Origin of the sequence: Thalassospira australica (genome assembly GCF_000763295.1) — a bacterium.
Taxonomy (GTDB): Bacteria; Pseudomonadota; Alphaproteobacteria; order Rhodospirillales; family Thalassospiraceae; genus Thalassospira; species Thalassospira australica.
The window spans coordinates 39287-51367 of the sequence record NZ_JRJE01000031.1; the positions used below are offsets into that span (position 1 = coordinate 39287).

The following is a 12081-nucleotide window of genomic DNA, read 5'->3' on the forward strand; positions in this document are numbered from 1 at the left end:
ACGTCGCGTTGATCAGCTAAGCGCGTCAATATCAGCGTCGGACAAGGCGGCCGGAACGATGGTTAACGGCAGGCGGAGCTGACCAACCGTATCGCTTTTGGTCAGGGCTGTAATCAGGGGGCCGGGGCCTTCGGTTGTGGTACCTGCGGCAAGAACAAGGATCGAGATTTGTTCTTCTTCATCAAGCAGGGTTAACAGTTCATCCTTAAGTCGACCTTCGCGAATGAAAAGAAGTGGCATGCTGCCGGTTTGTTCGTGGACGTATGCGGCAAGTTCGTGCACGCGGGATTCAGCCTCATCGCGGGCTTCTTCCTGCATTAGGTCACCAACGGCCATCCAGTGCTGGAATTCAGCAGGTTCAATGACGCTCAGAAGGGCCACGCGACCACCGGTATGTTGTGCACGACGGCAGGCATAGCGGAGCGCTTTTGTCATTTCATCGCTGTCATCAACGACAACAAGAAATGTTCTGTTGGAAGAGGCGCGGAGTTCCTGATCGGCATCGTATGAAGGCATATGGGTTCTCTGAACAGTTTCACGAAACCGCTACGATACTGAACAGATGTGGGACTGTTGTTACGAGCGGACCGTTAAAGTGTGCCGCAACTCAATGCCCGTTTCCAAGCCATTTTTCCTGAAACGGCAGAGATTTATCCGTTGCACACTGTCAGGAAATAATGCCGCATTTGCGAAATCACAAGGACCAAAAGGCCGCTCGGTGAGAGGAAACCGGTGTAAAGCGCTGTTAGCGTTTGCGGAATGCGACGCTGGCAATCCAGCCTGCAATCACCGCAATAATGACGGCAATTATCCCATACAACGCCGAGTAACGATGGGCGAATTCATAGACTTCTGCGCTGATGCCGGTTTTGGAAACCACCAGTGGCGTGGTTTTCACACCAACAATTTTCCCAGAGCGCACAAGATACACATTGATGGTGTATGTGCCGGTTGGTGTGTTGGCCGGAAAGTGGATGTCGGTTCGAAATAACTGATTGGAAAGAAAGCTGATTTTTGCCGGACGTTCGCCAAACAATCCCGCTGTCTGCATGTTGCGTACCAGTGCCTCACGATAGACGTTATGATCGTCGTCGGTGAGGTCGCTTTCGGCGACGAAGCGCTGGTTCTGCAGTCCGATGCGATAGTCGATCAAGACGTCTTGCGGCGCAATTGTGTCAATTGGACGGTTTGACGCACTGGCATAATAGGACGGGACATTTTTGTAACGCGCACTTTCGCTGTTGACCCAGATGCCGATTTTGCGCTCTTTGCGGCGTACGACCATGTCCTGATCCGGCCCGCGAACGGTGACAATAACGTCGCCTTCGTTTTCAACTGCACCAAACAGCAACACCTTCGTGCCGGTAAACCCCGTGGTGATGGCCACCAGATGATTTGACAGGTCGACAACAAGTGGGTCGGCCGATGCCTTTTTTGCGGTGATGCCCAATGCAAGAATCGGCAAGGCCAAAGTCAGGGCGACAAGCAGGATGGGTGCCATAAGAATGCGCATGGAAACCGACATCACAGGTCCCCCGGCATGATCGAGTAAAGGTCTTTGGGTTCAATCACCAAATCAAACAACAGCTTCAAGCACACAGACAGGACCAAGAGGCCCAGCAGAGCACGCAGATGTTCCGCCTTAAGTCGGGAGCCAAATTGTGCGCCAAACTGCGCACCGATTACCCCGCCGATAAGCAACAGGATAGCAAGAGCCACATCAACGGTTTGCGTTTGCACCGATTGAAGGAAGGTGACGTTGGCTGTAACAAAGATGATTTGAAACAGCGACGTCCCAATCACGACACCGGTTGGCATGCCCAGCAAATAAATCATGGCAGGAACCATAACAAATCCGCCGCCAACCCCCATCAGGGCGGTCAACATGCCAACGAAGAACCCGATGGCAAGGGGAAGCAGCGCGCTGATGTAAAGCCCGGAGCGATAAAAACGCATCTTGAATGGCAGGCCGTGAATGAAGCTGTGTTGATGTTTCTTTGACCGGCGGATCGGGCCACCTCTGCGCCGGGTGCGGAAAATCGCCCGGGTCGCCTCAAACAGCATCATGCCGCCAATGATTCCAAGAAAGATCACATAGCATAGCGAAATCACAAGATCGATCTGACCAAGGGACCGTAACCAGGCAAAGACCCAAACACCAACCGTGGAGCCAACAATACCGCCACCCAACAGAACAAGGCCCATCTTGAGATCGACATTGCCACGTTTCCAATGGGCAAAGACTCCAGATACCGATGATGCAACGATCTGGTTGGCTGCTGTCGCCACCGATACTGCCGGGGGAATACCGTAAAAAATCAAAAGCGGGGTAATCAGAAAGCCCCCACCGACGCCAAACAGGCCAGACAAAAAGCCGACCCCGCCGCCCAGTCCCAGAATAAGGAATATATTTACCGATATCTCGGCAATCGGGAGATAGATTTGCATCGTGGGTGGGCTAACAGCGTTTGATTGATTGTTGTTCTTCAGTCTAACATATTGTGCAAATGCAACAATCGCCAATTACCGCTATATAGGGTGGCTACCAGCTTTTTTAAACAAGGGTTCTGATGACGTCTTCTTCAAGCGATATTTATGATGCACTTCTTGATGCACGTGGACTGATTTGTCCGATGCCGGTTCTCAAGGCGAAAAAGGCGCTGCGTAATGTGCCTGATGGCGGAACCCTTAAGGTGTTGGCAACGGATCCGGGCTCGGTTGCAGATATGAAATCTTTCTGCGAAATGACAGGAAACCGCCTGATTTTATCAGATCAAGACGGGGATGTTTTCGTTTATCATATCGAAAAAACTGCTACATAAGCACGGCCCCGGAAACAAACCTGCTTACGTCCTGCCCCTAGAATGAAAGCCCCCCAAATGGCGGATGCCCCACGCAATTTGACCTGGATTGAGTGCCGGTTTGACGAGCTGTCGCCGTGCCAAGTACATGGCCTGTTCAAGCTGCGCCAACAGATATTCATCATAGAACAGGATTGTATCTATCCGGATATCGACGGGCTTGACCCGGTATGTCAGCACATTTTGACATGTGATGATGACGATGTTCTGGCCGCAGTGCGCATTGTGGCACCCGGAATTGACCCTAATCACCTGGAACAGGGTGACAGGCCTGCAATCGGGCGTGTCGTTACGAGCGAAAAATTGCGCGGGCAGGGGATTGGCCGAAAACTGATGATCCGGGCAATCGAGTCTTGCGGGCACCAGTTCGCTGGGAAACCGATTTACCTCAATGCACAGCTGTATCTTCGCAGTTTTTATGAAAGCCTTGGGTTTGTGCAGTTTGGGGATGAGTATGAAGAAGACGGAATTCCCCATATCAGCATGGAACGACCGGCATAACCGGGCCGGATAACGACAAATGGCCCCGTTAACGTGGGCCGTTTGTCGTCATGCCTGTGAAGAATTCAAGCTGCCAATTCATGTCATCTTCGCTCAGTGGATATTGGTTTCCATTGCGTGGGTTCAGGGTTTGGCTTGGGGGGACATGCCCGAGTTTGACCTGAATTTTAACAGCCAAATCAGCCGGAAGCCCTGCTTTCCACGTTAAAGAGACGACACCCTTGGCGGAATGGGTGTTGAGAACCTTTGACACAGCGTCCGGCGCAATGCCCGAAAGAACTGCAAGCGAGGCGCGCGCAAATTTCACATCATTGGCGGCAAGTGCCTTTGCGACTTCCTTGGCCGTCAGTTTCTTTTTGGCATGCAGGGCAAGTGCCTTTTCAAAGGCGGACTCGCCTTCCTCTTCTTCCTCTTCGCCAACAATCCCCTGGGCACCGGGTTTCGGTTCGGCTTTTTCGTCTGGTTTGGCGGCTTTCTTCTTGTCCTTTTCGCCCTTGATCGTTTTGGCGTCAGTGGCAACTTCGTCGCGCTTTTCAAATTCACCCGACGCGATCCGGCGTTGGACGACTTCGCGGACCGCGTCGAGCTGATCTTTTTTAAGGTCCTTGCGTCGCTCAAGTACGCTGATCAGGTTTTCAGCGACAAAGCGTGCAAGTTTTCCTGCTGCTGTTGGTGGCAGTTGTGGGCGTTCGACCAGTGATTCGTGCCATTCCGGATAATCCGGGGCACGGTCGATCAACTGATCGAGTGTCTCTTCGCGAATCTGTGCTGATTTGTTGCCAAGCAGATGGGAAATTGCATCCTTGTCGCTGCTTGCGGCAATGGCATCGGCAAGTTTTTCGCCAACATTTCGGCGTCGGGAAACGAAGCTCAGCGCGCCGCGACCAGAACTGCTTTCAATTATTTCAAGCAAGTCATCTTCGTTCAGAACCGGCGAATATTGCAGAACCGGACCACAAACGACACTTTCGGTATCACGTGCGAGTTGCTGAATGATCGGTTGCGGGGCGTCAGCGATATCCTTGAGAGTTTCGGAAATTACCTGACGTACATGCACGGCCTGATCGCGCGCGAGTTTATCAAGCGCCTCAAAGGTCATGCGACGCAACTTGTCTGTTTCGTTGGCGGTCAGACCAGCAGAAAGGTTTGCGATTTTTTCGGCCAGACTGCCACGTACACCGTCATCGGCATCATCGGTCAGAAGAACATCGGCCTGAACCGGCGTTGCTTCGTTGGCTGCAATGTGCCGGCGCACCGATGAGTCCTGATCGGTCGCCAGGAAATACAGGATTTCGGGCTTGGTGTCGTGACGTTGCGCAAGCTTCCCCCGGACGTTGGCATCCGGGCTGGCCGCCATTTGCTTGGCTTCGTCATAGGTGATTGGTGTTTCGCTTCGCTTGGTAAATACCCGCTGCAAAAAACCCTTCATCGGGTATTCCTCCTAATTTTCTATCTTTGCCGAATCTTTCGATCCGGGTGCGGCAGCGATGCCAAAACGGCCTTTGCCGAGTTTCTTGACCTGATACATGGTCTGATCTGCTCGTTGTACAAGTTGTTCAAGCGTTTCTTGTGAATCGGGTTCGTGAACCGCGATGCCAACAGAGATGCCCAACGGATGATCTGCATCACCGGAATACTTGCCTAGAACCGCGCTTTCCTTCATCAGCGTCTTGGCGCGTCCCGAGGCTGCTGAAATATCTGCACCTTCCAGCCACAGCACAAATTCATCACCGCCAAGGCGCGCAACCAGATCGGCCGGGCGAACGTTTTCCTGCAATACCTGGGTCAGAGCAAGAATGGCGTCATCACCGGCCTGATGGCCGTGGATATCATTGACCAGTTTGAAGTTGTCCATATCGACATACATCAATGCAGCGGGTGCATTTTCACGGCGCAGGCGACTATGACGGCGTTTTAGTTCCTCAAAGAATGCCCGGCGGTTCAAAAGCCCGGTCATGCCATCGGTACGTGACAAGGTCAGAATACGTTCGTGCTGGATGGCTTGTTCGATGGCGATGCCAACCTGATCAGAGACTTCGGACATGATGGCGCGTTCGCCATCCGTTGGTGCCGGGTGATCGGCATCAAACACGAAAACCACCGCACCATTGTTGCGCTGATGGTAATGGCAGCGCAGAGCCAGAACGCGATGTTGTCCAATCTGGGCTTCGAAGGTTTCCTCTGTAGTCTGCAAACGATCAAGTGCCTGTTGTGCTACATCGTTTGCCTGTTCGTCATCGTTGCCAGCAGCCAATTCCAGCGCGTCGGTTTCGTCATTGCGTTTAAAGATAATGCAATGAGAACAGGCCAGCGCACGCGTACTTGCTTCTGATGCGCCCTTAAGTACCTTCAACGGATTAATTTCATCACGCATGGAACGCACGATATAGGTCATCAACCGGTCACGGTTTCGTGCCGTGGCGACTTCGCTTTCGCGGCGACGCTGTTCGGTGATGTCATGGGCAAGACCACGGGTCCCAACCCAGGTACCGTCACGCGAATAAACCGGTGTAGAGGAGACAGAAAGACATGCATCGCGCCCGTTCGAACGACGGAACCAGATCGGCACATCGCGTACAGCTTTTTGGCTTCGAAAAACATGTTCGCTATCCTGATCTGCGGTATCAAGCAGGAAGCTTCCCGGCGCACGGCCGACAATGTCATCTGCACGATATCCAAGTGCACCGCGCGGCGAGACAAAGATGAATTTGCCGTTTGCGTCGGTTTCCCAAGCAAAGGCAGACGAGACTTCAACGATATCGCGGTAACGTTGGCGCGAATCAATTAACGCTTCGCGCAGGTTACGGTCCATGCTGACATCACGCGGCAGGATCATGACCTGATTTTTCGTGGTTGGCAGGGCTGTGAGTTCCAGCGTTGCGGTCCCGCGCTGCACTTCAAAGGTCATCATTTCAACAACACCGCCCGGTGTGGTCAGAGCGCGGCGGATCAGTTGATAAATTTCGGGAAACAGACCATCGCGGATGCCACTTGCAAACCCGATTGCATTCTTGTTGGCAAACAGCGGCATGCCATGGGCATCCATCACGATAACAGGGGCCTCTGCCTCAGCCATGACTTTGGGGTCAAGCGTAAAGACATCTGCGTCGTAATTTGTCAGATCATCAATCATGTCGGCATTATGCTCGCGGGTATTTGCCGGTGGACGGGAAGTCATACGCGTCCTCCTGTGATGGTTGACGCATTTTGGTCATTGGTTTCGGTCCCGTTGGGGGATGCAATGTTGGTTCGGTGATAGGCGTCTTCGCTGCCAATCGTTACCGGTGGCCCCAGATGATAGCCCTGACCGTAATCAATTCCGAGATCACGCACGAGTTCGTAACTGGCCTGATCATGGATCATTTCAGCAATGGTATGAATGCCAAGGTCGCGGCACAAAAGCGCGGTTGCCTTAAGAAAAGCGCGCCCTTTGGGATTGGCAAGGGCCGTGCGCATTGCGCCACCGTCAAACTTGATAATATCGACATCAAGCGCGCTGAGGTATTCAAAGTTCGCAGCGCCCGCGCCAAAATCGTCCAGACAAATTTCATGGCCGCGTTCGCGCAGCATCTGCAACCCATTGTTTACGTCTGCCAAACCGCGGATACGTGATGTTTCGGTCACCTCAAACAAAATGTGATGTGATGCGATGTCATAGTTGTCGAGCAGCGCGATCAGGGCCGGCATAAAACCGGCCTGTTCAAGTGAATGCCCTGAAAGGTTAACTGCAACGGGATAGGGGATGCTATCGGGATTGTCGCGCAGGTGATCCAGAACCTTGCTGCACATCGCCAGATCGAATTCAGTGATAAGGCCTGTGCCTTCGGCAAAGTGAATGATTTGATCAACAGCCAGCGGGCTTTCACCGATGTTAAAGCGCGCAAGTGCTTCAAAATGGTGCATTTCCTGGCTGCCAAGCTGAACAATCGGTTGCAGTGCGACGGCAAACGAACCGTTTTCAACGATCTCTCGGAAGGCGCGTACCGATTTCAGCGTTTCATTGATCAGGTGCGGAAGGCTGGCAGAAAGGCGGGCGGCGCTGACATCGTTCTGAGCTTTACGCTGCATGCGGTTCAGGGCATAGGCGACGGCGCGCGTCAGATTCGTGTCGCGGTCATTGTCATCCGTCTCATTGTCAAAGTGATGGATGTTGCGCGCACTTTCGTAGTCATTGCCAAACAGGTCGGCTGTCTTTGAAGGTTTTGCCGATTTATCGTCGGTGTCGGGACCATTTGTCAGGGATACCAGACTATCAATGCCATCAATTGGTGTGGGGGCCTTGATGTCTTCGAGATCGGCCCGCAAGGCACTGGCATAAGCAACAATCCTGCGTTCCAGTTCGATCATTGGTTCGTCAACAGGATGGATTTTGCTCGTCTTTTCGGGGGCAGGCGCGTCTTTGGGCGCTGAAGAGCTAAACTGTTTCGCACCAATTCCGATCAGACGGGCCAGTTCATTTGTTGCCGCTGTTTCAGCTTGCGACCGCGATGCCGCTAGATTTTCAAGCACGACCAGCGCTTCGCTATGGTAGCTCTGCGTCGAAATCTCGTTGAGTGCCGCGCTATTGTGTGTTTCCGCGCTGATATTCTGGCGGATGACGGCATTTTGCAGAATGATACGATCAATGCCCGACCGGGCACGTGGACGAATAGCGCGATGACGTGCTGCGATGTAATAGCGGCTGGACGGATCTGAAAGCATGTAACCGCTTAGTGAGAGCGGCACGGATTCCTGTACCGGGGTTCCGTCAGAATCGCAAAGCTGAAAATCAAGATCGAGCTCTTCAAGGCGTTTAAGGCCGCTTCCACTGTGAAGATAGGCGCGCAGCAATGGGCGTTCGGATTTCACGACAATTTTTTCGAATGCTTCACCGATCAGACGATCCGGCATGCAGCCCAACAGACTCTCTGTAGCCCCGGCAACAAACAGGATATAGCCGTTTTCATCGACCTCAAGGAGCATATCCGCCCAGCAGAAGGCCATTGCCGCCAAAAGATCCTGATCGTTTGTTTCCGCAGAGTAATCGTTATTATCTGTCATATGCGAACCGTCATCATAGCCGCCTGATATTGATGCGCTGTTGGTCGCGCAGTCTACATTAAATAGCGATCTTACTAAGGATATGAAGGATTTGCACTTCATATGCCAAAAAATAAAATGCCATGCCTGTTCGACACGGGCTCGTGATGGATTTGCACTGGGTCAATTCGATCAAGCGGCTTTTGAAACACGCATCAGATGATGCTTTTTGCGGGCTTCTGGACAAACAGGTGCGCGATAGGGCGATGGGGTGATGTGTTAATAAAGCTTGATGTTGTTGTGGTTTCACGATCAACTTTGGGTTGGTTCTTGTTCGTTGGGCCATCCACCTGATTCCCGTTGAAATCACAAACTTCACGAGGCCGCTGTGCTCAATCGAAACATCAACCGCCGTCGATTTATCAAGTCAGTTCTTTTGACCAGCGGCGTTGTGGCTGTGGCCACCCGTTTGGGCGTGACAAATGCACATGCTTTGGAGGGCACATCGGTCGTGATCGTTGGTGCCGGGATTGCAGGGCTTGGGGCCGCCAATCTATTGGGCAAACAAGGCGCAAGCGTAACTGTTGTGGAAGCCAAACCGCATATTGGCGGAAGATTATTAACCGATTGGTCAATGGGGGCCCCTTTTGAGGTCGGGGCAGGTTGGATCCATGGACCATCTTCTGACAACCCGACAAAGCAACTCGCAGAGGCTGTCGGTGCCAAATATGCTGTAACCGATGACGAAAACGCGGTTTATTTTGATGTTGAAGGTTACGAATATGACGAAGATGAGGTCGAGCGGATTATCGATGCTTGGGAAGGTGTTCTGGATCATATCGACAACACTTATGAAGTGAATGACCCCCGTAGTCTGCTTCAGGCCATCAAGGATTACCGTCCGGCATATTTAAATGATCCGGGGATCATGTGGGCGTTTTCTGCCTTTACCGAGTTTTCAAAGGGGGGCGCGATTGAGAAACTTTCTGCGCCGTTGTTTAACTGGGACGATGCCTTTGAAGGGGCGGACGTTGTTGTCACATCGGGGTATGACGAAATACTTAAACCCCTTGCCGACGGGCTGGATATCAAGCTTTCCCAAACTGTTTTATCGATAGATTACAGCGCCAAAGAAGGTGTTGTTGTCACGACAGACAAAGGCACATTTACGGGTGATTACTGTATTTGTTCGGTTCCTCTTGGTGTGCTTAAGGCGAACAAGATCAAGTTCAGCCCCGAACTTCCAAAAGACTATCGCAACGCGATAGAAGCGCTTGGATTTGGCAGTGTGACAAAACTGGCGCTAAAATTCGACGAGCCGTTTTGGGATATCGAGACCCAATATTTCGGGATCACGACAGAGCCGAAAGGGCGGTGGAACTACTGGCTGAATTATCGAACATTTTCCGACGAGAACATTCTGTTGGGCCTAAGTGTTGGCGACTATGCGCTCAAAGCCGACCGTATGTCGGATGAGGAAATGGTCGAAGATGCCTTGGACGTCCTGTGGAATGTCTGGGAAGATGAGGTGGGAGAACCCATTCAGATACAGGCAACGCATTGGGCGACAGATCCGGAAACGCTTGGTGCCTATTCCTTCCCGCAGCCGGGAAATAGCAAATCGGATTTCGATGATTTGGGCGACCCGATTGATGGTCGGCTAATTCTTGCTGGTGAACATACGATTTTCGATTACGCAGGAACAACGCATGGCGCCTATATGACGGGCCTGCGGGCTGCGGAATTTATTATCGATGAAGAAAGTTAGGCCAATACGCTTTTGATTTAAGCTCAGGCAGCGTCGTGATCTTTTGTTTTGTTTTCACTGACGTTTCGCTTGGCATGTTTTTGCGCATACATTTCTTCGTCAGCGCTCCGAATCAGATCGGCAATATCACATTTGGCGTCATAGATCGTGTGACCAAAGCTTGCCTTGATTGCCAATGCCTTGCCCTGCCAGATCAGCGGAAAGCGGGCGATGGCTTTTTGTAGCTGTAGTATCCGTTTTTCAGCGGCATCCGGGGCGCTGCCGCTCATCAAGATGGCAAATTCGTCCCCGCCAAAGCGGGCAACAAAATCATCTGAACGGGTATGTGTGCGAAGGTTCTGCCCAAAGTGACGCAGAACGGCATCCCCTGCGGCATGGCCATGTTTGTCATTAATTTGTTTGAAGCCATCAAGATCGGCAATGACCAGCAAGCCTGCCTCTTCCGTGCGTGCGGAACGCGCGATTGCCTCACGTGTTCGGCGCATGAATCCGCGGCGATTGTAAAGGCCGGTTAACTCATCGGTTTCGACCATGAGTTCAAGTTGGCGGATACGGTTTTGTTGCTGATCAAGACGGGATTGCATGTCACGGGCCAGATCAACCAGTGTTGACAATGCATTACGCTGTTCGGTTTCCTCAGTGGCGCGATTGTTGATCGCCGTATGCTGCTGAAATTCAGCAGCAAGTTTCATGAGTAAATCGATTTGCGTCTTTTCCATGTCGTGTCTTGTAATCAATGACATCAGATGGTGGAACCCTTAAAAGGATACGTAATCTTGTACCGTCCATCGCGTTACAAGAACCTTAACGTGGCACGAAAGAGTTTGTGTCAGAATAGAATCGTTCACGCAAAGGAGAACGACCAATGAAAAACTGTTATATGGTTGGAATAACGCAGAAAATTGCAATTGTTGGCGTTGTCTTTGCGCTGGCTGGCTGTTCATTCCTGCAAAAGGAGAGCTTCACGGTTGACGGAAAAATTACAGATCACGGGCAGGAATGTGTGACCTTCCGTGCCGATGACGGGACGCTTTATGCGTTGGCCAGCAAGGCAAGTCGTTTCCGTCCTGGTGATACGGTGCGTATAACCGGTCATCTGGCGTTGATGACGACCTGCACAGAGGCAACAACCCTGATCGTTGACAAGATTGCGCTGCTTGCGCCGGGGAAGTAACGAAAAGCCCTATTTGCGTTAATTTGCAGCAAAACAATCGGTGCCGTCAGCTTGAAGCTGGCGGCATTGTTGTTTGGCGATATCGGGGCTGACAAAGCCAGTGAGTTGAAGACGGTGATAAATGCCTTGGCTGCCAAGGTCGGCAGCGATGATCTTCTTTTCATAGGACTTGGCAAGTTCGGGATAACGAATGCGGAAACTGGCCCAGTAAGTCTCCGCCGTAATCACATCACGAAATGCACCGAGTTGAATTAAATGGTGGCCCGATGTGGCTGGTAATGCGGTCTCGACAGGTGCGGTCATTTTGGCCGCAGGTTTCGGTTTCGAAGTGACGACCACGGTTGCAGACAAGTCGTTTGTTGTTGGCAGGCCTTGCGGAGCTGCTGGTGCCGGTTTGGTTGGCCGGGGGCGCACAGGGGCGCCGGTCAAAGTCTGGTGATATTGTGTTGCAAGCGATGGTATTTCGGGTTCTTCGCCGATTGTATCTCTTGCCGGAATTGTACCGGGTAGCAGGCTGACAGGGCCATTGCCAGTTTGCGCTGTTGATGCGCGGGCGGGCAGGTCTGTTGGAATGATCGCCGTGCCGGTGGGGATGGGCCCGTTTGCTGTTTGGGGTGTGGCGTGGTTTGGTAAAACCGACGCGATGGCAAATGCCGTAACAACAAAAAAGAAGCGACCACCCCGTTTGATTGATGCGCTTACGAATGGCGACGATACCGTCGGACATTGTTGGCGATCACGAGGTGGCCGAAACATTC

The 12081-nt window shown here is 52.2% G+C and carries 12 protein-coding genes; 4 read left to right on the forward strand and 8 right to left on the reverse strand.

Features of this window, described 5'->3' with window-relative positions; translation table 11 throughout:
* Positions 1 to 12: 12 nt before the first annotated feature.
* From JF44_RS0113330 to JF44_RS0113340, 3 genes are all read right to left on the reverse strand, one after another.
* Entirely contained in the window at positions 13 to 516 is a 504-nt protein-coding gene (locus JF44_RS0113330; protein WP_033069495.1) for a universal stress protein, read from the reverse strand.
* A 229-nt stretch (positions 517 to 745) separates the two neighbouring features.
* Positions 746 to 1525, reverse strand: a complete 780-nt coding sequence (locus tag JF44_RS0113335) for a TIGR02186 family protein (RefSeq protein ID WP_052065887.1) — start codon at positions 1523 to 1525, stop codon at positions 746 to 748.
* Positions 1525 to 2448: a sulfite exporter TauE/SafE family protein gene (locus JF44_RS0113340; RefSeq protein ID WP_033069496.1), complete on the reverse strand. Its 924-nt coding sequence runs from the start codon at positions 2446 to 2448 to the stop codon at positions 1525 to 1527. Before JF44_RS0113340 ends, JF44_RS0113335 begins: the two co-directional genes overlap by 1 nt.
* Positions 2449 to 2570: 122 nt before the next feature.
* Between JF44_RS0113340 and JF44_RS0113345 the strand changes: the two genes are divergently transcribed.
* Together JF44_RS0113345 and JF44_RS0113350 are read left to right on the forward strand one after the other, a co-directional pair.
* Positions 2571 to 2822 carry a sulfurtransferase TusA family protein gene (locus JF44_RS0113345; protein WP_033069497.1) on the forward strand — a complete coding sequence of 84 codons (252 nt, stop codon included), beginning with the start codon at positions 2571 to 2573 and terminating at the stop codon, positions 2820 to 2822.
* A gap of 57 nt (positions 2823 to 2879) precedes the next feature.
* Positions 2880 to 3362 (forward strand): GNAT family N-acetyltransferase, encoded by a 483-nt coding sequence (locus JF44_RS0113350; protein WP_033069498.1) that lies wholly within the window; start codon positions 2880 to 2882, stop codon positions 3360 to 3362.
* A gap of 28 nt (positions 3363 to 3390) precedes the next feature.
* On the opposite strand, the gene JF44_RS0113355 is transcribed toward JF44_RS0113350, so the two are convergent.
* Genes JF44_RS0113355 through JF44_RS0113365 form a run of 3 tightly spaced genes read right to left on the reverse strand, consistent with a single transcriptional unit; the run spans position 3391 to position 8402 of the window.
* On the reverse strand, positions 3391 to 4791 hold the full coding sequence (locus tag JF44_RS0113355) for a DUF2336 domain-containing protein (RefSeq protein WP_033069499.1): 1401 nt from the start codon (positions 4789 to 4791) through the stop codon (positions 3391 to 3393).
* Between the two features lie 12 nt (positions 4792 to 4803).
* Positions 4804 to 6540: a sensor domain-containing diguanylate cyclase gene (locus JF44_RS0113360; RefSeq protein WP_033069500.1), complete on the reverse strand. Its 1737-nt coding sequence runs from the start codon at positions 6538 to 6540 to the stop codon at positions 4804 to 4806.
* Complete coding sequence (locus JF44_RS0113365; protein WP_033069501.1) at positions 6537 to 8402, reverse strand: EAL domain-containing protein; 1866 nt, start codon at positions 8400 to 8402, stop codon at positions 6537 to 6539. The genes JF44_RS0113360 and JF44_RS0113365 overlap by 4 nt, the downstream gene beginning before the upstream one ends.
* A gap of 367 nt (positions 8403 to 8769) precedes the next feature.
* On the opposite strand from JF44_RS0113365, the gene JF44_RS0113370 reads away from it, so the two are divergent.
* Positions 8770 to 10149, forward strand: coding sequence for a flavin monoamine oxidase family protein (locus JF44_RS0113370; RefSeq protein ID WP_238318452.1), 1380 nt, complete (start codon positions 8770 to 8772; stop codon positions 10147 to 10149).
* A gap of 23 nt (positions 10150 to 10172) precedes the next feature.
* On the opposite strand, the gene JF44_RS0113375 is transcribed toward JF44_RS0113370, so the two are convergent.
* Positions 10173 to 10868 carry a GGDEF domain-containing protein gene (locus JF44_RS0113375; RefSeq protein WP_033069502.1) on the reverse strand — a complete coding sequence of 232 codons (696 nt, stop codon included), beginning with the start codon at positions 10866 to 10868 and terminating at the stop codon, positions 10173 to 10175.
* A 146-nt stretch (positions 10869 to 11014) separates the two neighbouring features.
* Here JF44_RS0113375 and JF44_RS0113380 point away from each other — a divergent pair, with 146 nt between their 5' ends.
* Entirely contained in the window at positions 11015 to 11323 is a 309-nt protein-coding gene (locus JF44_RS0113380; protein ID WP_033069503.1) for a DUF5818 domain-containing protein, read from the forward strand.
* Between the two features lie 18 nt (positions 11324 to 11341).
* Here JF44_RS0113380 and JF44_RS0113385 read toward each other — a convergent pair whose 3' ends face one another.
* Positions 11342 to 12079 (reverse strand): SPOR domain-containing protein, encoded by a 738-nt coding sequence (locus JF44_RS0113385; RefSeq protein WP_033069504.1) that lies wholly within the window; start codon positions 12077 to 12079, stop codon positions 11342 to 11344.
* Positions 12080 to 12081 lie beyond the last annotated feature (2 nt).

What these genes read in the sequence shown, in the direction of transcription:
- JF44_RS0113355 (WP_033069499.1), bottom strand. Translation starts at nt 4,791, where the DNA reads ATGAAGGGTTTTTTGCAGCGGGTATTTACCAAGCGAAGCGAAACACCA.
- JF44_RS0113365 (WP_033069501.1), bottom strand. Translation starts at nt 8,402, where the DNA reads ATGACAGATAATAACGATTACTCTGCGGAAACAAACGATCAGGATCTT.
- JF44_RS0113340 (WP_033069496.1), bottom strand. Translation starts at nt 2,448, where the DNA reads ATGCAAATCTATCTCCCGATTGCCGAGATATCGGTAAATATATTCCTT.
- JF44_RS0113345 (WP_033069497.1), top strand. Translation starts at nt 2,571, where the DNA reads ATGACGTCTTCTTCAAGCGATATTTATGATGCACTTCTTGATGCACGT.
- JF44_RS0113375 (WP_033069502.1), bottom strand. Translation starts at nt 10,868, where the DNA reads ATGGAAAAGACGCAAATCGATTTACTCATGAAACTTGCTGCTGAATTT.
- JF44_RS0113335 (WP_052065887.1), bottom strand. Translation starts at nt 1,525, where the DNA reads ATGTCGGTTTCCATGCGCATTCTTATGGCACCCATCCTGCTTGTCGCC.
- JF44_RS0113385 (WP_033069504.1), bottom strand. Translation starts at nt 12,079, where the DNA reads ATGTTTCGGCCACCTCGTGATCGCCAACAATGTCCGACGGTATCGTCG.
- JF44_RS0113330 (WP_033069495.1), bottom strand. Translation starts at nt 516, where the DNA reads ATGCCTTCATACGATGCCGATCAGGAACTCCGCGCCTCTTCCAACAGA.
- JF44_RS0113350 (WP_033069498.1), top strand. Translation starts at nt 2,880, where the DNA reads ATGGCGGATGCCCCACGCAATTTGACCTGGATTGAGTGCCGGTTTGAC.
- JF44_RS0113360 (WP_033069500.1), bottom strand. Translation starts at nt 6,540, where the DNA reads ATGACTTCCCGTCCACCGGCAAATACCCGCGAGCATAATGCCGACATG.
- JF44_RS0113380 (WP_033069503.1), top strand. Translation starts at nt 11,015, where the DNA reads ATGAAAAACTGTTATATGGTTGGAATAACGCAGAAAATTGCAATTGTT.